This window comes from Bordetella genomosp. 13 (assembly GCF_007679965.1).
Classification (GTDB): domain Bacteria; phylum Pseudomonadota; class Gammaproteobacteria; order Burkholderiales; family Burkholderiaceae_B; genus Bordetella.
The window spans coordinates 140,761-161,205 of the sequence record NZ_VEHL01000012.1; the positions used below are offsets into that span (position 1 = coordinate 140,761).

General features: G+C 69.6%; 21 protein-coding genes and 1 tRNA gene. 14 read left to right on the plus strand and 8 right to left on the minus strand.

What is annotated here, in order from left to right:
* Window positions 1–3 precede the first annotated feature (3 nt).
* Window positions 4–741, plus strand: coding sequence for a DNA polymerase III subunit epsilon (gene dnaQ / locus FS845_RS24610; protein WP_144640623.1), 738 nt, complete (start codon window positions 4–6; stop codon window positions 739–741).
* Between the two features lie 84 nt (window positions 742–825).
* Window positions 826–900 (plus strand) — tRNA-Val (locus tag FS845_RS24615).
* 125 nt (window positions 901–1,025) lie between these two features.
* Here FS845_RS24615 and FS845_RS24620 read toward each other — a convergent pair.
* Window positions 1,026–1,886 carry a LysR family transcriptional regulator gene (locus FS845_RS24620; RefSeq protein ID WP_144640626.1) on the minus strand — a complete coding sequence of 287 codons (861 nt, stop codon included), beginning with the start codon at window positions 1,884–1,886 and terminating at the stop codon, window positions 1,026–1,028.
* Window positions 1,887–2,047: 161 nt separating this feature from the next.
* On the opposite strand from FS845_RS24620, the gene FS845_RS24625 reads away from it, so the two are divergent.
* The 4 genes from FS845_RS24625 to FS845_RS24640 all read left to right on the plus strand — a co-directional run bounded on the left by FS845_RS24625 (window position 2,048) and on the right by FS845_RS24640 (window position 7,171).
* Window positions 2,048–3,172 (plus strand): mandelate racemase/muconate lactonizing enzyme family protein, encoded by a 1,125-nt coding sequence (locus tag FS845_RS24625; RefSeq protein WP_144640629.1) that lies wholly within the window; start codon window positions 2,048–2,050, stop codon window positions 3,170–3,172.
* 108 nt (window positions 3,173–3,280) lie between these two features.
* Entirely contained in the window at window positions 3,281–4,276 is a 996-nt protein-coding gene (locus FS845_RS24630) for a Bug family tripartite tricarboxylate transporter substrate binding protein (protein ID WP_144640632.1), read from the plus strand.
* A gap of 208 nt (window positions 4,277–4,484) precedes the next feature.
* Window positions 4,485–5,543, plus strand: a complete 1,059-nt coding sequence (locus FS845_RS24635; protein WP_144640635.1) for a glycosyltransferase family 2 protein — start codon at window positions 4,485–4,487, stop codon at window positions 5,541–5,543.
* Entirely contained in the window at window positions 5,540–7,171 is a 1,632-nt protein-coding gene (locus tag FS845_RS24640; RefSeq protein WP_144640637.1) for an ArnT family glycosyltransferase, read from the plus strand. The genes FS845_RS24635 and FS845_RS24640 overlap by 4 nt, the downstream gene beginning before the upstream one ends.
* Here the strand turns inward: FS845_RS24640 and FS845_RS24645 are convergent.
* Window positions 7,095–7,490 (minus strand): GtrA family protein, encoded by a 396-nt coding sequence (locus FS845_RS24645; protein WP_144640640.1) that lies wholly within the window; start codon window positions 7,488–7,490, stop codon window positions 7,095–7,097. The two genes, FS845_RS24640 and FS845_RS24645, sit on opposite strands and share 77 nt — an antisense overlap.
* A gap of 12 nt (window positions 7,491–7,502) precedes the next feature.
* Here FS845_RS24645 and FS845_RS24650 point away from each other — a divergent pair, with 12 nt between their 5' ends.
* Both FS845_RS24650 and FS845_RS24655 read left to right on the plus strand, forming a co-directional pair.
* Window positions 7,503–8,381, plus strand: a complete 879-nt coding sequence (locus tag FS845_RS24650) for a ChbG/HpnK family deacetylase (RefSeq protein ID WP_144640643.1) — start codon at window positions 7,503–7,505, stop codon at window positions 8,379–8,381.
* Window positions 8,382–8,411: 30 nt separating this feature from the next.
* Window positions 8,412–8,867, plus strand: a complete 456-nt coding sequence (locus tag FS845_RS24655) for a multidrug/biocide efflux PACE transporter (RefSeq protein ID WP_144640646.1) — start codon at window positions 8,412–8,414, stop codon at window positions 8,865–8,867.
* 51 nt (window positions 8,868–8,918) lie between these two features.
* Here the strand turns inward: FS845_RS24655 and FS845_RS24660 are convergent, their stop codons facing one another.
* Window positions 8,919–9,833 carry an alpha/beta hydrolase gene (locus FS845_RS24660; RefSeq protein WP_144640649.1) on the minus strand — a complete coding sequence of 305 codons (915 nt, stop codon included), beginning with the start codon at window positions 9,831–9,833 and terminating at the stop codon, window positions 8,919–8,921.
* Between the two features lie 52 nt (window positions 9,834–9,885).
* Window positions 9,886–10,773, minus strand: a complete 888-nt coding sequence (locus FS845_RS24665; protein ID WP_144640652.1) for a LysR family transcriptional regulator — start codon at window positions 10,771–10,773, stop codon at window positions 9,886–9,888.
* 107 nt (window positions 10,774–10,880) lie between these two features.
* Between FS845_RS24665 and FS845_RS24670 the strand changes: the two genes are divergently transcribed.
* Both FS845_RS24670 and FS845_RS24675 read left to right on the plus strand, forming a co-directional pair.
* The gene (locus tag FS845_RS24670; protein ID WP_144640655.1) at window positions 10,881–11,288 is read left to right on the plus strand and encodes a CidA/LrgA family protein; all 408 of its coding nucleotides are present in this window, start codon (window positions 10,881–10,883) and stop codon (window positions 11,286–11,288) included.
* Entirely contained in the window at window positions 11,278–11,970 is a 693-nt protein-coding gene (locus FS845_RS24675; RefSeq protein WP_144640658.1) for an LrgB family protein, read from the plus strand. The genes FS845_RS24670 and FS845_RS24675 overlap by 11 nt, the downstream gene beginning before the upstream one ends.
* Before the next feature lie 121 nt (window positions 11,971–12,091).
* On the opposite strand, the gene FS845_RS24680 is transcribed toward FS845_RS24675, so the two are convergent.
* Together FS845_RS24680 and FS845_RS24685 are read right to left on the minus strand one after the other, a co-directional pair.
* Window positions 12,092–12,751: a LysE family translocator gene (locus tag FS845_RS24680; RefSeq protein ID WP_144640661.1), complete on the minus strand. Its 660-nt coding sequence runs from the start codon at window positions 12,749–12,751 to the stop codon at window positions 12,092–12,094.
* Complete coding sequence (locus tag FS845_RS24685) at window positions 12,748–13,659, minus strand: DMT family transporter (RefSeq protein WP_144640664.1); 912 nt, start codon at window positions 13,657–13,659, stop codon at window positions 12,748–12,750. Before FS845_RS24685 ends, FS845_RS24680 begins: the two co-directional genes overlap by 4 nt.
* A 169-nt stretch (window positions 13,660–13,828) precedes the next feature.
* Here FS845_RS24685 and FS845_RS24690 point away from each other — a divergent pair, with 169 nt between their 5' ends.
* From FS845_RS24690 to fusA, 4 genes are all read left to right on the plus strand, one after another.
* Window positions 13,829–15,241: a PLP-dependent aminotransferase family protein gene (locus tag FS845_RS24690; RefSeq protein WP_144640800.1), complete on the plus strand. Its 1,413-nt coding sequence runs from the start codon at window positions 13,829–13,831 to the stop codon at window positions 15,239–15,241.
* Between the two features lie 47 nt (window positions 15,242–15,288).
* Window positions 15,289–15,636: a TIGR01244 family sulfur transferase gene (locus tag FS845_RS24695; protein ID WP_144640667.1), complete on the plus strand. Its 348-nt coding sequence runs from the start codon at window positions 15,289–15,291 to the stop codon at window positions 15,634–15,636.
* 88 nt (window positions 15,637–15,724) lie between these two features.
* Entirely contained in the window at window positions 15,725–16,186 is a 462-nt protein-coding gene (locus FS845_RS24700; protein WP_144640670.1) for a universal stress protein, read from the plus strand.
* Between the two features lie 198 nt (window positions 16,187–16,384).
* Window positions 16,385–18,493, plus strand: coding sequence for an elongation factor G (gene fusA, locus FS845_RS24705; RefSeq protein ID WP_144640673.1), 2,109 nt, complete (start codon window positions 16,385–16,387; stop codon window positions 18,491–18,493).
* A gap of 394 nt (window positions 18,494–18,887) precedes the next feature.
* Here fusA and FS845_RS24710 read toward each other — a convergent pair whose 3' ends face one another.
* Both FS845_RS24710 and FS845_RS24715 read right to left on the minus strand, forming a co-directional pair.
* Entirely contained in the window at window positions 18,888–19,454 is a 567-nt protein-coding gene (locus FS845_RS24710; protein WP_144640675.1) for an MgtC/SapB family protein, read from the minus strand.
* A gap of 182 nt (window positions 19,455–19,636) precedes the next feature.
* Window positions 19,637–20,443 (minus strand): alpha/beta fold hydrolase, encoded by an 807-nt coding sequence (locus tag FS845_RS24715; protein ID WP_144640678.1) that lies wholly within the window; start codon window positions 20,441–20,443, stop codon window positions 19,637–19,639.
* Window positions 20,444–20,445: the final 2 nt, after the last annotated feature.

The window sequence follows — 20,445 nt, forward strand, 5'->3', positions numbered from 1 at the left end:
CCCATGCGCCAGATCGTCTTCGACACCGAAACCACGGGGCTGGACCCCGCCCAAGGCCACCGCATCATCGAAATCGGCTGCGTCGAGGTCATCAACCGCACCGTCACCGGCCGCAACCTGCACATCTACCTCAACCCCGATCGCGACAGCGATCCCGAGGCGCTGGCGGTGCACGGCCTGACCACCGAGTTCCTGGCCGACAAGCCGCGCTTTCCCGAGGTGGCCGAGCAGTTCATCGAGTTCATCCAGGGCGCCGAGCTGATCGCGCACAACGCCTCGTTCGACGTGAAGTTCTTCAACGCCGAGCTGGCCAAGGTCGGGCGTGGCCCGATGACCGAGCACTGCGAGGTCATCACCGACTCGCTGATGCACGCCCGTTCGCTGTTCCCCGGCAAGCGCAATTCGCTGGACGCGCTGTGCGACCGCTTCGGCATCTCCAACGCGCACCGTACGCTGCACGGGGCATTGCTGGACTCGCAACTGCTGGCCGAGGTGTGGCTGGCCATGACGCGCGGCCAGGACGCGCTGCTGATCGACGCCGACGACGGCCAGCAGGGCGCGGGCGGCGGCATGGTGCTGGGCACGTTCGACGCCTCGGTGCTGCAGGTCATCGTGGCGAGCACGGAAGAACTGGCCGCGCACGAGGCCTATCTGCAGGACCTGGACAAGGCCGTGAAGGGGGCCTGCGTGTGGCGCCAGCTGGAGCAGCCGCCGGCGGCCGAGGCCGAAGCGGCGGCTTGATCCGTCGTTGCGCGGGTCGCGCGTGGTGTTGCCCCGCGCGACTTGCACAGTGCAAAACCGCATGCTAGAATCTTTTTCTTCTTTGGGCGGTTAGCTCAGTGGTAGAGCACTGCCTTCACACGGCAGGGGTCACAAGTTCGAAACTTGTACCGCCCACCAAAGAATTTTTCTTGCAGGCTACGGCCTGCAAGTTTGAAAGGCCCGCCGATGAGCGGGCCTTTTTCTTTTGCGCGGAAAACCGGGGCGACGGCTTTGCCGCGATATCCGCTGTGCCCGATCATCCCCTAACCCGCCATCTCCACGAATGCCTGCACCAGCGGCGTGCGCACGCTGGATCGCAGCCACAGCGCGCCCACCGTGCGCGACGGGCAGGGCGCGGGCAACGGCCACTTCCTCAAATTCGCCGGAAACGGTCCCACCACGGGCCAGTCCGGCAGCACCGACACCCCCAGCCCCTCGGACACCAGCTTGGCGATGGACTCGATGCCGTCCAGCTCGAACCGCACCTTGGGCCGCACGCCCCGCGCCGCCAGGTATTCGTCCGCCAGCTTGCCGGCCACCACCTTGCGGTCGTAGCGGATGAAGGGCTCGCGGGCGGCCGTGGCCAGCACGTCGGTCACCGCCATGTCCGCCGGGGTCAGCAGCACCAGCTGCTCTTCGCGCAGGCCGTGCCAGTCGCAGGTCTTGGGCAGTTCGAACAGCGGATGCACCAGCACCGCGGCATCCAGGTGGCCGCTCAGTACGCGCTCGTACAGCAGGTTGGTCGAGGCCGGCTCGATGTAGATCTCGATGTGAGGATGGCGCACCGCCCAGCGCCTGAGCATGGGCGGGAAGATGCCCGTCAGCGCCGTGGGCGTGGCGCCCATGCGCAGCGGCCCGGCGGGCAGGTCGGTGTCCGACGCGGCGGACCGCAGGTCGCGCACCTCGCGCAGCACGGCCTGGGCATGGTCCAGCACCCGCAGGCCGGCCACCGTGGGCTTGACGGTGCGGCCGGCGCGCACGATCAGCCGGCTGCCGACGTCGGCCTCCAGCGCATGCAGGCGCTGCGCCACGGACGTCGGCGTCAGCCCCAGGTGGCGGGCCGCCTCGGCGATCGAGCCGCGCTCGGCCACGACGACGAAGGTGTGCAGGAAGCGGGAATCCATGGCGGGCGGGGTCCGAGGGCGACGACGGCCCATTCTAGATCAACAAATCATATTTTCATTCTTCTGAAGCCATAGGAAAGCGGTTGGAGCTTTTTTATGGCGAGGAAAGAATGTCGGGGTCCGTGCCGGAGCCGATCCGGCCTCATCCCTCTGGAGCCTCCATGCCCAAGATCGTTTCCGTCGAAGTCTGCGCCGCCGCCGTTCCCCTGGACAAAGTCACCTCGTTCTCGAACCGTACCGTCAGCACCCGCCACTACGGGCTGGTCAAGGTGCGCTCGGACGAAGGCGTGGAAGGCATCGGCTTCTGCTATGTGGGCAGCGCGGGCGGCAGCATTTTCGAAGCCGCCGTGAAGGACCTGCTGGCGCCGGTGCTGCTGGGCCGCGATCCCCATGCGGTCGAGGGGCTGTGGCGCGACATGTACCAGGAGGGCCTGCTGCAGGGCCGCCAGGGCACGGTGATGCGCGCGCTGAGCACGCTGGACACCGCGTTGTGGGACCTGAACGCCCGCGCCGCGAAACTGCCGCTGCACCGCTACCTGGGCGCGGCCGAGCTGGACAGCGTGCCGGCCTACGCCAGCGGCGGCTACTACCTGGAAGGCAAGACCCCCGCCATGCTGGGCGAGGAGATGGCCAGCTACGCCGCCAAGGGCTTCAAGGCCGTCAAGATGAAGACCGGCCGCCTGTCGCCGCGCGAGGAAGAGGCGCGCCTGAAGGCCGCGCGCGACGCCGTCGGCCCGGACGTCGAGATCATGATGGACTGCAACAACGCCTGGCTCGACGTCACGCAGGCCATGCAGTACGTGCGCCGCTTCGAGCAGTACGACCCATACTTCATCGAAGAGCCATTCGGTCCGGACGACGTCGACAGCCACGCCAAGCTGGCGAAGCTGACCCACGTGCCCATCGCCACCGCCGAGATCGGCTATGGCCGCTGGTATCACAAGGAACTGCTGGACAAGGGCGCGGCGGGCATCCTGCAGACCGACGCGGCCGTGTGCGGCGGCATCACCGAGTGGAAGCGCATCGCGGCCACCGCCGCCAGCTATGGCGTTGTGGTGTGCCCGCACTGGTTCCACGACCTGCATGCGCCGCTGGTGGCGGCCACGCCCAATGCCCGCTACGTCGAGTTCTTCTGGGACGACCAGGTGCTGAACTTCCGCCGCCTGATCGATCGCCAGCTGGACCACAAGAACGGCCGCGTGATCCTGCACCAGGAGCCCGGCCTGGGCTTCTCGTTCGACGAGCAGCAGGTGGCGCGCTACGGCAAGTGGGTGGCCGTGCGCTGAGCCGGGATGGCCGGCCTTGCGCGATACGGCCGGCCGGCCGCGAATGACGACCGCAGGACGCATGACGCATAACGACGCGCCCGGCACAGGGCGCACAGGAGACTACACATGCAACGCAGACAGTTCCTTGCCACGGCCGCGGCGGCCGCGGCGGCCGCGGCAGCCGCCGGCTTGCCCGCCGCCCGCGCCTTCGCGCAGCAGACACTGCCTTCCGGGCCCGTGCGCATCGTGGTGGGCTTTCCCGCCGGCGGCGGCACCGACGTGCTGGCGCGCCTGCTGGCGCAGAAGCTGGGTGCCGAATGGAACATCCCGGTCATCGTCGAGAACCGCGCGGGCGCGGCCGGCGTCATTGCCGCCGACCACGTGGCCAAGCAGGCGGGCGACGGCAACACGCTGCTGCTGACGCACATCAACAGCCACGGCATCGCGCCAGGCCTGCAGCCCAAGCTGGGCTACTCGGTGGAGAAGGATTTCACGCCCATCGTGCTGGTGGGCAAGACGCCGACCATCCTGGTGGGCAACGTGAACCAGCCCGCCAAGACCCTGCCCGACCTGGTGGCGCTGTGCCGCGGCCAGCCGGGCAAGATCATCTTCGGCTCGGCGGGCACCGGATCCGCGCAACACCTGGCACTGGAAGTCTTCAAGGCGCGCGCCGGCATCGACGTGCTGCACGTGCCGTACAAGGGCTCGGCGCCGCTGATGACGGACCTGATGGGCGGCCACGTGCACTATGCGTTCGAGGGCATGACCACCGCCACGCCGCTGATCAAGTCCGGCAAGGTCAATGCCGTGGCGCAGACGCTGCTCAAGCGTTCGCCCTCGCATCCCGACGTGCCGACCGTGGCCGAGCAGGGCTACGAAGGCTTCGAGGCCAGCATCTGGTTCGGCGTGGACGGCCCGGCCGGCGTGCCGGCGCCGATGGCCGACCGCATCAATGCCGACATCGTGAAGATACTGGCCATGCCCGACGTGGTCGAGCGCCTGGCGCAGGTCGGCGCGGAAGACGGCGGCGGCAGCCGTCAGCGCTACGCCGATTTCACGCGCGCCGAACGGCAGAAGTACGCCGACGTGATCCGCCAGGCGAAGATCCAGCCGGAGGGATAGCCCGCCGCGTACGGACCGCCGTGCACGCGGCGGGCCGCTTCCGACCCCGGGGCGTCCAGGCGCGCCGGAACGCTCCGTGGAGCCGGCCTCCGGCGACGGGCGCCGCCGTGTCCGGCGCGGATATAAAACGTTGATAACGATTCGACGAAAATTCGACGAATCGCTGCGCATACTGCGCCACTCCTGATCCCAGCGTGTGGTGCATGACATGAACCCGCTCGAAAGAAACCTGCCGGTCCGCCCGGCAGCCGAGCCCGCCGACTTCCCGGCTTCCGGTGCAGGCGTGACGACGTCCGACGCCGGCTTTCTCGCCGAGGGCACCGTCAGCTGCATCATCCCGTGCCTGAACGAGTACGAGAACCTGACCATCATGCTGCCCACGCTGCGCGCACTGCTGGAGCGCAGGTGCGCCGGGTGGGAGATCATCGTCGTCGATGACGGCAGCACCGATGCCACGCCGGGCCTGATGACACACTGGAGCGCCGTGGACGGCATGCGCTACGTGCAGCTGTCGCGCAACTTCGGCAAGGAGGCCGCGCTGGCCGCCGGGCTGGAGGCCGCCGACGGCGACGTGGTGATCTGCCTCGACGCGGACATGCAGCATCCGCCCGAATTGATTCCCCAGATGCTGGAACGCTGGCGCGACGGCGCGGACATGGTCTATGCCGTGCGCCGCGACCGCATCGACGAAGGCTGGATCAAGCGTGCGGGCGCGAAGCTGTTCTATCGCCTGCTGAACGGCACGCGCGGCGTGCACGTGCCCGCGCATGCCGGCGACTTCCGCCTGATGGACCGCAAGGTGGTCGAGGCGCTGATCGCCTTGCCCGAGCGCACCCGCTTCATGAAGGGCCTGTACGCATGGGTGGGCTTTCGCGCCGAGCCGCTGCCGTACACGCCGATGGCGCGCCACCACGGCAAGAGCCGCTTCAGCCTGTGGCGCCTGATGCGCCTGGCGGCCGACGGCCTGACCGCCTTCACCACCTGGCCGCTGCGCGTGGCCAGCCTGGTCGGCTCGGTGTTCGCGCTGCTCTCGTTCTGCTACGGCTGCTTCCTGGTCGGCAGCTTCCTGCTGGAAGGCAATCCCGTGTCCGGCTGGACCACCATCGTGACGGCGCTGCTGTTCTTCGCCGGCATCAATCTCATCTCGCTGGGTGTGATGGGCGAGTACGTGGCGCGCATCTTCGACGAAGTGAAGGAACGGCCGCTGTTCGTCGCCAGGCAGCGGCGCGGCCGCGCCCGCCAGTCCCGGACGGCGCAGGCACAATGAACACGACGTCCGTCGCGGCCGCGCGCCCGCGCGGCCAAGGGCGCGGCGCGTCCGTGTCCGTACTGCTGGCGGCCGCCGTGTGGCTGGCCTTCCTGGCCTGGATGCGTCCGCTGACGCTGCCCGACGAGGGCCGCTACGTCGGCGTGGCGTGGGAGATGCTGCGCAGCGGCGACCTCGCCGTGCCGCTGCTGGACGGCATGCCGTATTTCCACAAGCCGCCGCTGTTCTACTGGCTGGCGGCGCTGTCGATGCGCGCCTTCGGGCTGCACGAATGGGCGGCGCGGCTGCCGTCGCTGCTGCTGGCCTGGGCCGCGGTGGCAGGCCTGTACTTCTTCGCGCGGCGCTATCGCGACGCGGTGGCCGCGCGCACGGCGGCGGCGGTGCTGGCGACGACGCCGCTGTTCTACGGCGGGGCGCAGTTCGCCAACCTGGACATGTCGGTGGCCGGCATGATCTGCCTGTGCGTGCTGGCGGGCGCCGACACGGTGTTGCGGCGCGCGCATGGCCGTCCGTGGCGCGCGATGGCGCTGGCGACGGCGGCGTGCGCGGCCCTGGCCGTGCTGGCCAAGGGGCTGATCGGCATCGTGCTGCCCGGCGGCGCGCTGGCGCTGTGGCTGCTGTGGCGCCGCGACGGCCGGGGCCTGCGGGCCTTGCTGTGGCCGCCCGCCATCGTGGTCTTCGCTGCGGTGGCCGTGCCCTGGTTCTGGATGATGCAGGCGCGCTTTCCCGGCTTCTTCCACTACTTCTTCGTCTACCAGCATTTCCAGCGGTTCGCGCAGGCGGGCTTCAACAACGCCCAGCCGTTCTGGTTCTACCTGCCCGTGCTGGCCGGCCTGGCGCTGCCGTGGTCGCTGTGGTCGGGCGGCATGTTCCGCAGGCGCTTCTGGTGCGCGGACGATCCCGATGGCCTGCGCCGCCTGATGGCGATCTGGCTGGGCGTGGTGCTGGCGTTCTTCTCGCTGCCCGCGTCCAAGCTGGTGGGCTACATCCTGCCCGCGCTGCCGCCGCTGGCGTTCCTGGTGGGGGAGGTGTTGCGCGACATCCGCCAGCGCGCCACGCCCGAACTGCCGCCGGGCCGCTTGGTGGCGGCCAGCCTCGCGGCGGCCGCGCTGGTATGCGTGGTGGCCGTCAACATCGCGGCCGGCCGGCCGCGCGGCAGCGCGTCGACGCTGGCGCCGCAGGTCGCGGCGCGCATGCAGCCGGGCGACGTGACGGCGTCCCTGCACGCCTATCCGTTCGACCTGGGCTTCTACACGCGATCGCGGACGCCGTTCTGGGTCGTGGATGAATGGGACAGCCCCGCCATCGCGCAGCGCGACAACTGGCGCAAGGAACTGTACGACGCGGGCGAGTTCGCCCCGGCGGTGGCGCAGGAGGTGCTGGTGACGGCGCAGGCGCTGCGCCAGCGCCTGTGCGCCGCCGCGCCCGGCAGCCGCTTCTGGCTGTGGGGCAGCCTGGGCGACGAAGGCCTGTATCCGGTGCTGTCCGGCGCGCACCCTCAGTTCAGCGAAGGCAAGCGACGCGTGTGGCTGCTGGAGGGCGGGGCGGAGCTCAGGCAGGCGGCCTGCGACGGAACGCCCACAGCCGGCTCGCCAGGAACGTCAACACCGCCAGCCCCAGCAGGATGAGGGCCAGCAGCACGTCGTACGGCAACGGCGTGGCGTGCAGCAACCAGGCGTAGGCGGCTTCATTCAAGGCGAAGCCGGCGGCGGAAACAAGAAAGAAACGCCGGACGGCCACAATCCAGGACGTCGCGGCATGGCGGAACGTGAGGCGGTAATGACCGTAGAAAGACACCATGAAGGCAACCAGCCAGCCCACGGCATTGGCGGCCAGCGGCGCCAGGCCGATGCCCTCGACGCTGGCGACGGCCACCCCCCAGTGGGTGGCCGCGGCGGCGCAACCCACCGCGATGAACCAGGCAATCTGTTTGGCAAGCGGGGACATTGGAACGGGCTGATGGACGACGTGTGGCTTGAACTGCGCGAGACGCGGCGCATCGTCGTATGCGCGGACGATTTTGGCATGAATTCCGCCGTGGATGCGGGCGTACTGCGGTTGGCGGACCTGGGCCGCCTGAGCGCCGTCAGCTGCCTGTCCACCGGGCCCACCTTCGCGTCCAGCGCCGCTTCGCTGCGCCACGCCGACGTCGACCTGGGCCTGCACCTGAACCTGACCGAAGCGATGGAAGGCAGCCTGGGCATGCGCCTGCCGCACCTCATCGCCAGCGCCTTCGGCGGCCTGCTCGATGCCGCGTGGGTCGATGCCGCCATCCGCTGCCAGCTGGACGTGTTCGAGGCGGTCATGGGTCGGGCGCCCGACTACGTCGACGGCCACCAGCACGTGCACCAGTTGCCCGGGGTGCGCGGGCGCCTGCTGGCGGCCCTGCGCGAACGCTATGGCCAGTCCCGGCCCTGGCTGCGCTGCACCGTGCCCGGAGGCCAGCGGGGCCAGCGCCTGGCCGACGCGGCCAAGGCGCACCTCATCGGCGCGCTGGGCGGCCACGCGCTGCGCCGCGCCGCGCGGGCGGACGGCTGGCGCTGCAATGCGGGCCTGCTGGGCGTCTACGGCCTGCGCGGCGGGGCGCAGGCCTATTCGCGGCGCCTGCACGCCTGGCTGCGCGCCGCGCGCGACGGCGACCTGCTGATGTGCCATCCGGCCGCGCCCGCGGCGCTCCACGCGGATGCGCTGTCGGCGCAGCGTGCCGCCGAGTACGACGTGCTGTCGCGGCCTGCGCTCGCCACCTGGCTGCGTGACAATGGGGTGCGCATCGCGCGCTACACCGCCCTGCGCGGGCAGGCCGCGCGCGAATCGGGTATGGTCCACGCTGCGTCCTGACATCGCCGCCATGCCGCCGCCACCCCTTTCATGAAGTCATCCGCCAAGCCCAAGTCCCTCAAAGAGCGTTTCCTGCACGCCTTCTTCTTCGAGATCATCGCCATCGGCCTGAGCGCGCCGGCGGCCGCCTGGGCCATGCACGAGTCCGTGCTGGACATGGGCCTGCTGACCGCCGCCATCGCCCTGGTCGCGCTGTTCTGGAACATGGCCTACAACGCCGGCTTCGAGCGCCTGGAACGGCGCTGGGGCCTGCGCCGCAACCTGCCGGTGCGCGTGCTGCACGCCATCGGCTTCGAGGGCGGACTGGTGCTGATCGTGGTGCCGCTGGCGGCACTGTGGCTGGGCATCGGCCTGTGGCAGGCGCTGCTGCTGGACATCGGCCTGCTGGCGTTCTACCTGCCCTACGCCTTCTTCTACAACCTGGCCTACGACAGGCTGCGTGCCCGCTGGTGGGGACGCGCGACGGCGCAGGCCGCAGAGGCGTGAGGCTGCACGCACGGGGCACGCTGCCCGCGGCGCCGGCCACGCGCCATGACGCTATGAGTTCGACGCTTCCGACCCCGCGCGCAGCTGCGCCGGCCGGTACGCCCGGCCCGCATCGCGGATGAAGCCGCGCACCGCGTCGTCGTAGACCTCGCCGCTGCGGATCGCGTTGGAATGCGCGGCGCCCTCGATCTTCACCAGCCGCTTCAGCTCGGGCGGCACCTTCAGCGCCGCGGCGTACAGTTCGTCGCTCATGGTGTGCGGCACGACCGAATCCGCCGTGCCGTGCAGGAACAGCATGGGCGTGGTCAGCGTGGCCAGCTTGTCGACCGACGCGAAAGGCTGGGTGACCAGCAGGCTGGCGCCAGGCAGCCATCCCCAGCGCAGCGTGCCCAGCATGGCGGCCACGCTGGTGAAGCTGGATTCGACGATCAGGCCCGCGAACGCCGGTCGATCCTGCCGCGCCGCCAGGTCGATGGCGATGGCGCCGCCCAGGCTGTGTCCATACACGAAGCGCCGGGCGGGGTCGGGCTGGCGCCGGGCCAGCTCGCGCAGCGCCGCGGCGGCATCCTCGCCGGCCGTGCGCTCCGACGGCAGCAGCGCGGTGGACGCGCCGAAGCCGCGGTAGTCGATGGCCAGCACGGAATAGCCCAGCCGCGTCCACGCGTCGATCCGGAAGGCGCCGCCGTTCAGGTTCCAGCGCGCGCCGTGCAGGTACAGCACCGTGGGCGCATCGGCCCGGGCGGCCTGCCAGTACCAGGCGTGCACCTTGTCGCCGTTGGCCAGGGCCAGGTCGTAGACCTCGGTACCGGTCTGCGGCTCGCGCCACCAGGGGCGCTGCTCGGTTTGCGGGGAAAAGATCGCCGAACGCTGCCAGGCGTCCAGTTCGGTGCAGCCGAACGCGCCCGCCGCCACCACGAGGGCGGCGGCGATCAGGCGGCGCGAGGGCAGGCGTAGCGGGATGGGCATGGGGATATCGGACCGCGGCGCGCGGGCAGGGTTCCCTGTTACAGGATGGCGCTCACTCGTGCAGGTGCCGCGCCTGCCGGGTCAGCTGCAGCCAGGCCTGCGCGGCCGGGGACAGATGGCTGCCGCGCCGCCAGATCAGGCCGATCTCCCAATCCGTGCCCGCGTCGTCCAGCGGCACGCAGCGCACGCCGGCCCGGCGCCGCGCGCGTACCTCCATGCGGGGCAGGAAGGCCACGCCCAGGCCGGCGGCCACCAGCGCGATGATGAAGTCGATCTGCCCGCTGCGGGCCACCGTGTTGGGGGTGAAGCCTGCGCGCAGGCAAGCCTGTTCCAGGATCTGGTTCAAGGCGAAGCCGCTTTCGAACAGAATGAACGGCGAGCCCTGTAGCTCGTTCAGGCTGACGCGCTTGGCCCGCGCATAGGCGTGGTCCGGCGGCAGCAGGGCCAGCAGCGGTTCGCGCGCCACCGGCTGCCATTCGCAGTCGGCGGGCACGGGCGTCAGCGAGGCGGCCAGCTCCAGTTCGCCCGCCATCACCATTTCCTCCAGGCGGCGGCTGCCGCGCTCGACCAGGCTGATCTCGATGGCGGGGTAGCGACCGCGAAAGCGCGCGAACATCGGCGCGAACAGCGAGGCGCTGCCCAGCGGCGGCAGGCCCAGGCGCAACGTGCCGCGCTTGAGTCCGCGCAGGTCGTCCAGTTCGGCGCGCAGGTCGTCGCGCTCGGCCAGCATCGATACGGCGCGCCGGTAGACGATCTCCCCGGCCTGCGTCAATTGGGGCGGCTGGGCCTGGCGGTCCAGCAGCACCATGCCCAGCTCGTCCTCCAGTTGCCGGATGGCCTTGCTGATGGTCGGCTGCGTGGCGTGAACGGCACGCGCGGCCTGCGAGAAGCCGCCTTGCCGCATCACTTCCACCAGGGCGCGCAAAGGACGCAGTTCCATGGCATATCTCCCATTCCATTCCAGAATCGAATACAACGGATTCATAGAATTCATTTCATCTATAGCCCCCGCGGGCGTACAAAGGATACCTGCTTCCTGGTGTCCTCATGCCTTCCCGCCGTTCGCTTTCGCTGCAGTTCCATCTCGCCCTGCGCCGCAGCCGCCTGCTGCAGATCGCCCTCATCGTGCTGTTTTCCGTTGCCGGCCAGCAATTGGCGGCCTGGTCCGGCCTGCCGGTGCCGGGCGGCGTGGTCGGCCTGCTGCTGGTGCTGGCGCTGCTGGCCAGCGGGAGGTTGCGGCTGCGTTCGGTGAGGCGGGGCGCCCGCTGGCTGCTGGCCGAGATGCTGTTGTTCTTCGTCCCCGCCGTGATGTCGGTGCTCGACCATCGCGAATTCCTCGGCCTGCTGGGCCTGAAGCTGCTGGCCGTCATCGCGCTGGGCACGCTGCTGGTGATGGCGGGCACGGCCATCACCATCGATCTCTGCTACCGCTGGATGCATCGCCATGCGGCCTGAATTCGAGCTGGTCTTCTGGCCGCTGGCCACCGTGGCGGCCTACCTCGCCGCGCGCTGGTCGTATCGCCACAGGCCGGCATGGTGGACGTCGACGCTGGTGATGGCGCCCGCGATCCTGCTGGCGCTGGCCGTGGCGTTGCGCGCGGGCTACACCGGCTACATGTCGGGTTCGCACTGGCTGATGGCGATGCTGGGACCGGTGCTGGTCTCGTTCGCGCTGCCGCTGTACGAGCAGCGCGCGCTGATCCGCCGCTACTGGCCGCTGCTGGTGGCGGGCGTGATGGTGGGCAGCCTGATCGCCGGCGTAAGCGCCTGGCTGCTGGGCACGCTGCTGGAATTGCCCGACGAGATGCGGCTGAGCCTGCTGCCGCGCTCGATCGCGACGCCTTTCGCGATGTCGGTGTCGCTGCACGTGGGCGGCCAGCCGGACCTGACGGCGGTATTCGTGATCGTCACCGGCGTGCTGGGCACGGTGATGGGAGGATGGCTGCGGACCTGGCTGCCGCTGCGTTCCCCGTTGGCGCGCGGCGCGCTGTTCGGCATGGGCGCGCACGGCGCCGGCACGGCGAAGGCGCGCGAGTTCGCGGCGGAAGAGGGCGCGGTGGCCGGGCTGGTGATGGTGCTGGCCGGGTTGTTCAACGTGTTCGTGACCCCGGCCGCGGTGTATTGGCTGATGGCGTGAAAGCGCAGGGTCCGCGGCCGGCACGCGCGGCCGGTGTCCGCGGCGATGCGACGTCCTGAAAAAAATATTCCGCCATCGCTGCGTCGCAGGCTGTCCCGACTCCCGTACCGCTATCCCCGCATCAGGGCTGCCCCGACACCCGTCCCGCCAGCTCGAACGCCACCGGATACAGCGACGCCACCAGCAGCACCGCCATCCCCACGTTGAACGCGCGGATGGCGCCCGGCCGGTGCAGCCAGCGGCGCAGGCCGCTGCCGAACAGCACCCAGATGCCGATGGCGGGCAGGTTGACGATGCAGCAGACCGTCGCGGCGATGATCAGGTTGCCGAAGAAACCGGCCTGCGGCGTGTAGGTGGCGATGACGCCCACGGCCATCACCCAGGCCTTGGGATTGACCCACTGGAACAGCGCGGCCTGCATGAAGGTGAAGGGCTTGCCGCGCGCCTCGCCGCTCTCCAGCGGACCGGACGTCGCGATCTTCCAGGCCAGGTACAGCAGGTAGGCCGCGCCCGCGTATTTCAGGACCTCGTACAGCACCGGCGCCTGGTGGAAGGCCGCGCCCAGGCCCAGGCCCACCAGCACGATCATCAGCGAGAAGCCGATGTTGACGCCCATCATGTGGGGCACGCTGCGGCGGAACCCGAAGGTGAGGCCCGACGAGGCCAGCATCACGTTGTTCGGGCCGGGCGTGATGGAGGAGACCAGCGCGAACAGCGCCAGCGGTCCCAGCAGGGACAGCGAGGCCAGCGGCAGCTGGGCCACTGTATCGATGCCATTCATCGGGGTCCTCCCACCAGGGCGCGGCGCCCGCCCGCGATGATCGCGATGACGGCGGCGGCAAAGAAGAATGTACTGGTTTCCACGCTTTCGCCAAATACCGCGGCGGCCGCCATCACGGTCAGGAAGGGCTGCAGCAACTGTATTTGCCCCACGCGGGCGATGCCGCCCACCGCCAGCCCGCGATACCAGGCGAAGAAGCCCAGGAACATCGAGCCGAATGCCAGGTAGGCGCAGGCGTACAGGACCTGCGCGGACGGCAGGGACGCATCCGCCGCCATCCAGCCCACCGGCAGCACCAACACCGGTGCGCTGATCGCCAGCGCCCAGCAGATGGTGCGCCAGCCCCCCAGCGTGCGCGAGGCGCGCGCGCCTTCGGCATAGCCCAAGCCGCCCAGCAGCACGGCCAGCAGCAGCCACAGGTCGCCCGTTTGCAGCGCGCCGTGCCCCTGGCGCAGCGCATACGCGGTTACCAGCGCCGCGCCGGCCAGCGCCCACAGCCAGAAGCGCGGCGAGGGCCGCTCGCCGCTGCGCCAGGCCGCGAACGCCGCCGTCGACAGCGGCAGCAGGCCGTTGAAGATGGCACCGTGCGAGGACGGCACGGTCTGCATGGCCAGCGTCGAGGCCATGGGCCAGCCGACCACGATGCCCAGCGCGGCCAGGATCACGCCAGACCATTCGCGGCGATCGGGCAGGCGGCTGCGCGTCAGCGCCAGCATGGCGATGGCGGGCACGGCGGCCACCAGCGCGCGGCCCAGGCCGATCAGCAGCGGCGACAGCTCCGCCACGGCCACCCGCGTCATCGGCAGCGTCAGGCTGAACACGATGACGCCCAGCAGGCCGTAGCCATAGCCCTCCCAGGCAGGCGCGGCGGGTGGAGATGAAACGGGCAAGGCGGATGAGCGCGTCATGCGAGGAGTCCAGTGAGACGGGGCTTGCCACTCGGGGCGATTGCTGTCACTCTACGCACAGTTAACGGTACAGTACCGGTACACTTTTCCGATTCCTCTTGCGGACTGGCCCGGTCGAACTCCCATGACAGTTACAAGCTCACTTCCCGCCCACGCGGGCTGGCAGCCGGTGCGGGAAGCCGACGCCACGCTGGTGGCGCAGCTGGCGGACGACCTGGCGCGCCGCATCGACGACCAGGGCCTGCGTCCCGGCACCCGCCTGCCATCCATCCGCAAGATGGCCGAGCAGTCCGGCGTCAGCCGCTTCACGGTGGTCGAGGCCTACGACCGCCTGGTCGCGCGCGGCCTGGTGCAATCGCGCCGCGGCGCCGGTTTCTTCGTACGGGCGCGCAGCGCGCCGCTGGCGCCGGCCGCCGCGTCCGGCGCCATCGAGACCCCCGCCCGCATCGACATCGCGTGGCTGCTGCGCAGCATGTTCCGCGACAACGCCACCTCGGGCATGCCGGGCGGCGCGGGCCTGCTGCCGCCCGACTGGCTCGATCCCGAGATGGTGGCCGGCGCGGTGCGCGCGGTGGGCCGGACCGTGCGCAGCCAGCTCGTGTCCTATGGCCATCCGCAGGGCTACGGGCCGCTGCGCCAGCAGATCGCGTCCATGCTGCAGGAGCAGGGCCTGCCCGCGCATCCCGAACGCAACCTGCTGACCACCAACGGCGTCACCCACGGCCTGGACCTGGTCGCGCGGCACCTGGTGCAGCCGGGCGACACCGTGCTGGTCGAAGACCCCGCCTGGTTCGTCATCTTCGGCCGCCTGGCCGCCTTCGGCGCGCGCCTGATCGGCGTGCCGCGCGGCCCCAACGGGCCCGACATCGCGCTGCTGGAGCAGTACGCGGCCGAACACAAGCCCAAGCTGTTCATCGTCAACGGCACCGTGCACAACCCCACGGGGCATACGCTGTCGGCGGGCGCCGCCTATGACATCCTGCGCGTGGCCGAGCGGCACGATTTCATGGTGGTCGAGGACGACACCTACGGCGAATTGCATGCGGGCGGCGCGACCAAGCTGGCCGAGCTGGATCGCTTCCGGCGCGTCATCCTGGTGGGCGGCTTCTCGAAGATGCTGGCGGCCAGCCTGCGCGTGGGCTACCTGGCCGCCGACGAGCAACTGGTGCAGAAGCTGGCCGATCTGAAGATGCTGGCCGGGCTGACGTCCTGCGAGCTGGGCGAACGCGTGGTGCATCGCGTACTGGCCGACGGCCAGTACCGCCGCCACATCGAGCGCGTGCGCGCCCGCGTCGACGAGGCGCGGCAGCGCTGCCTGAAGGGCCTGTTGAAGCTGGGCCTGACGGTGCCGCACGAGCCGCCGTCCGGCATGTTCCTGTGGGCCGATTGCGGCCGCGATTCCGAGGCCGTGGCGCGCGACGCCGCCGACCGCGGCATGCTGCTGGCGCCCGGTACGCTGTTCTCGCCCGCGCAGGCGCCATCCACCATGCTGCGCTTCTCGGTCACCATGGTGGACAACGCGCCCATGTGGCGCGAGCTGGCCACGCTGCTGCCGGTCCGGCCGGCGAACGGCGCGGCCTGACGCCTATACTCCAGTATTCCCCTCAGAAACGTCATCAGGAAAGAATCATGGCCGCTCCCATCCGCCCCCTCAGCCCCGATTTCGCCGTGGCGCCTCAGCTCACGCCCGAGGACATGGCCGACGTGGCCGCCGCCGGCTACAAGAGCGTCATCATCAACCGTCCCGACTACGAAGGCGGCGCCGACCAGCCCACCGCGGCCGACGTGTCGCGCGCGGCCCAGGCGCTGGGCCTGCGCATCGAATACCAGCCCGTGGTCAGCGGCGCCATGACCATGGACGACGTCACGCGCTTCGCCGAATTGCTGCGCGAACTGCCGGGTCCCGTGCTGGCCTATTGCCGTTCGGGCACGCGCTGCACCAACCTGTACGCCAACGCGCAACAGCTCAAGGGTTGATCCCGATCAAGCTTTGTCACAGCTGTGATGCCCGGGAAAAGGCTTTTCCGGTAGCATGGGCCTGCCTCTACACAGACAGGAGCGAATCATGTTCAAGAAAATCCTGATCCCTACCGACGGCTCCCCGCTGTCGTCGCAGGCGGCCAATGCCGGTATCCACTTCGCCCGCTCCGTCGGCGCCGAGGTCGTTGCGCTGCACGTCAGCCAGCCTTTCGCGGCCACCATCGGCTTCGACGGCATGGCGGCAGCCTATGCCATCACCGACGAGGACTACGAGAAAGCCGCCTCCGAGCAGTCTGATAAATACCTGAAGCAGGTGCTGGACCGCGCGCACACCGCGGGCGTCACGGCCTCCAAGTGCGCCGTGTCCAACTTCAACGTGGCCGACGGCATCGTACAGGCCGCCGCCGACAACGGCTGCGACCTCATCTTCATCGGCAGCCACGGCCGCAGCGGCCTGTCGCGCCTGCTGCTGGGCAGCGTCACGGCCAAGGTGCTGTCGCTGGCCTCCACTGGCGTGCTGGTCTATCGCGTGAAGGAAGAGAAGTAGTCGCCTGACGGGCCGCCGCCGCGCCATCGCAGGCCGGCGGCCCGGGCCGCCGCCAGTGCCCTGGCGCCCGGCCACGACGTGCGCCCCGATCGCGGGCGCGCCGTCAATTCCCCTATCGTGCTATCCCCCGGGGTGCCCACGCCGCGCGCGCAGGCGTAATATCGTCGAGTCAATCCATCGTAGCCAAGAGGCCGCACCATGACTCGCAGAACGCGTATCGACCAATATCGGAACATCGGTATCAGTGCCCACATCGACGCGGGCAAGACCACCACGACCGAGCGCATTCTCTTCTACACCGGCATCACGCACAAGATCGGCGAAGTGCACAATGGTGCCGCGGTCATGGACTGGATGGAGCAGGAACAGGAGCGCGGCATCACCATCACGTCGGCCGCCACCACGGCGTTCTGGCGCGGCATGGCGGGCGACTATCCCGAGCACCGCATCAACATCATCGACACCCCGGGCCACGTCGACTTCACCATCGAGGTCGAACGCTCCATGCGCGTGCTCGACGGTGCCGTCATGGTCTACGACGCCGTGGGCGGCGTGCAGCCGCAGTCCGAGACCGTCTGGCGCCAGGCCAATAAATACCGCGTGCCGCGCCTGGCCTTCGTCAACAAGATGGACCGCGTCGGCGCCGACTTCTTCCGCGTGCAGCGCCAGATCGTCGAGCGCCTGCGCGGCGATGCCGTGCCGGTGCAGATTCCCGTGGGCGCCGAGGACGGCTTCGAGGGCGTCATCGACCTGATCAAGATGAAGGCCATCATCTGGGACGAGGCCAGCCAGGGCGTGCGCTTCGAGTACCAGGACGTGCCCGCGCACCTGCAGGAGACCGCGCGCCAATGGCGCGAGCATCTGGTCGAGAAGGCCGCGGAAGCCGACGAGGCCCTGCTGGACAAGTACCTGTCGGGCCAGGAGCTGACCGAGGCCGAGATCAAGGCCGCGCTGCGCAAGCGCACCGTCGCCAACGAGATCGTGCCCATGCTCTGTGGCAGCGCGTTCAAGAACAAGGGCGTGCAGGCCATGCTGGACGCGGTCATCGACTACCTGCCTTCGCCGGTGGACGTGCCCGCCATCGCCGGCCACGACGAGAAGGATGCCGAGATCGAACGCCATCCTGGCGACGACGAGCCCTTCTCGGCGCTGGCCTTCAAGATCATGACCGATCCCTTCGTGGGCCAGCTGGTGTTCTTCCGCGTGTATTCCGGCGTGGTGAAGTCCGGCGACTCGGTCTACAACCCCATCAAGGGCAAGAAGGAACGCATCGGCCGCATCCTGCAGATGCACGCGAACGAGCGCCGCGAGATCGAAGAGGTCTACGCAGGCGACATCGCCGCGGCCGTGGGCCTGAAGGACGTCACCACCGGCGATACGCTCAGCGATCCGTCCAAGGTCATCATCCTGGAACGCATGGTGTTCCCCGAGCCCGTCATCTCGCAGGCCGTCGAGCCCAAGACCAAGGCCGACCAGGAGAAGATGGGCCTGGCGCTGAACCGCCTGGCGCAGGAAGATCCGTCGTTCCGTGTGCGCACCGACGAAGAGTCGGGCCAGACCATCATCTCGGGCATGGGCGAGCTGCACCTGGAGATCCTGGTCGACCGCATGAAGCGCGAGTTCGGCGTCGAGGCCACGGTGGGCAAGCCGCAGGTGGCCTACCGCGAAACCATCCGCGCGGTGGCGGACGACGTCGAGGGCAAGTTCGTCAAGCAGTCGGGCGGCCGCGGCCAGTACGGCCACGCGGTGCTCAAGCTCGAGCCGCAGGAGCCGGGCGCGGGCTTCGAGTTCGTCGACGCCATCAAGGGCGGGGTGGTGCCGCGCGAGTTCATTCCCGCGGTCGAGCGCGGCGTGCGCGAAAGCCTGAACGCGGGCGTGCTGGCGGGCTACCCGGTGGTGGACGTGAAGGCCACGCTGGTGTTCGGTTCGTACCACGACGTGGATTCGAACGAGAACGCGTTCCGCATGGCGGGCTCGATGGCGTTCAAGGAAGGCATGCGGCGCGCCAAGCCGGTGCTGCTGGAGCCCATGATGAAGGTCGAGGTGGAAACGCCGGAGGACTACACGGGGCACGTCATGGGCGACCTGTCGTCGCGGCGCGGCATGGTGCAGGGCATGGATGACATCGCGGGCGGCGGCGGCAAGCTGGTGCGCGCGGAAGTGCCTCTGGCGGAGATGTTCGGGTATTCGACGTCGTTGCGGTCGCTGACGCAGGGGCGGGCCACGTACACGATGGAGTTCAAGCATTACGCCGAGGCACCGCGGCAGGTGGCGGAGCAGGTGATGGCGGCGCACGCTGCGAAGTAGGCGTTTTCCTGTCGATGCGGGTCGAGCTGGCTGCGTCGATGCGCGTCGATTCGTATTCGGTATACGTCGATCCGTCTTTGATGGGCGTCGATCTGTCTTCGTAGGCGTCCTCGCGCAGGGCGTCAAGCGCCCGCGCCGGCCAAGTCGGTCGGCTCGGGCGCGCCATCAGGCGCCCTCGGCCGCTAACGCGGCTTCCCGACCTCCAATTGGCCGTCGCGGGCGCTTGCCGCCCCGCACGAGGACTCGCTGCAATGGCACGCGGCGGGTCATGAAGGACTCGCGTCAATGGCATGCGGCGGGCAATGAAGGACTCTCGGCAATGGCATGTGGCGTTCCATGAGGGCGTGCCGTTGCCATGGTATTCGGCACCCGATGCGTGGTGCCGGGGCCCTTCCTACGCTTCCTCGTCCACCACGCTGCGGCGTGCCGGAAGGTCCGTGCGGGTGCTGTCCGTGCGTAGCAGCGAGCCTTGCTGGCGGCGCGCTTCCATGTGTTTTTCGAAGATGTGCAGCACGTGCAGCACGAACAGCGCCAGCAGGGTGGTGAAGACGGCGGTGGTTTCGCGGCCCATGCCGGCGGTGATGCCGATGGCGGCGGTCAGCCAGATGCCGGCGGAGGTGGTCAGGCCGCGGATGCGTCGCTCGTCGCTGAACTTGATGATGGCGCCCGCGCCCAGGAAGCCGATGCCGGCGATGACGCCCTGCATGACGCGGCTCAGGTCGTTGATGTGCATGCCCGCCTGCTGCGGCGCCAGCACAAAGAGCGCCGCGCCCAAGGCCACCAGGATGTGGGTGCGCAGGCCGGCGGACTTGCCGCTGCGTTCACGCTCGTAGCCCAGCAGGCCGCCCAGCAGGGCCGCCATCATCAGGCGCACGACCATGCGGGTCGCTTCGCTGGCATCGGGCACATCGGAAAACTCGGCGCGCAGGGTCGTCCAGATCTCGAACCAGATATCGTGCATGTCCATCTCTCGTGGCTATCGTCGGCCTAGCATAGCAGCGGTCGGCACGATCAGCGGGCGCTTGGCGGGGCCGTGCGGACAGTTCGTCGCAACGGGCCTCCGGCGGGAGATCGCCTTGCCGACGCGGTAGGCCCATGCCGCTTGTCCGGCCGCTTGTCCCGCAGGCAGAGGCCCTGCCGCGCTCAACCCAGGAAGTCGGCGACGGCCTGGTTGAACGCGCGCGGATTGCCCAGGTTCATGCCATGCGACGACCCCGCGATCATCTCGCTGGTCGCGTAGGGCAGGGTGTCTTCCAGCCAGGCGATCGCCGCGGGATAGGGCTGCGGGCTGAGCGCGCCGCCGATCAGCAGCACGGGCATGCCCAGCGCGCGCAGCGCATCCTCGTCCACGGGACGCGGCGTTTCGCGCGATTGGCCCAGCAGGGTCGTCGCGTTGTCGCGCACCATGTCCTTGAACCACGGCACCATGCGGCGCCAGGTGTCCGGGCCGGTGACGGCATCGATGAACAGCGCCAGTCCTTCGTCGGTGTCGCCCGCCTGGATGCGTTGCAGGGCCTGCTGGCGGAAGTCGCCGCGCTGGTCCGCCTGGTCGGGCACGGGCACGCCGGGGTCGGCCAGCGTCAGCGTGCGCACCAGGTCGGGCCGGCGCAGCGCGGCCTCCAGCGCCACGCGGCCGCCGCGCGAATGCCCCAGCAGGTGGGCGGGCTCGCCCGCCACCTGTTCGATGAAGTCCAGCACCTGGCCGGTGTGCTCGTCCAGCGAGAATCCCGCGCCCGCGCCGTCCCATTGCTCGGGCCAGTAGCGCTTCAGCGAAGGCGCCAGGACACGGTGGCCACGCCCCAGCGGCGCCATCTGCGGCGTCCAGTAGCGGCAGTCGCACAGCGAGCCGTGGATCAGGATCACCGGGGTGCCGGCGCCATGGTCGAGATAGGCGATGTCGCCGCCAGCCAGGGCGGCGCTTTGCAAGGGCAGATTGGGAGGGGTGCGCATGC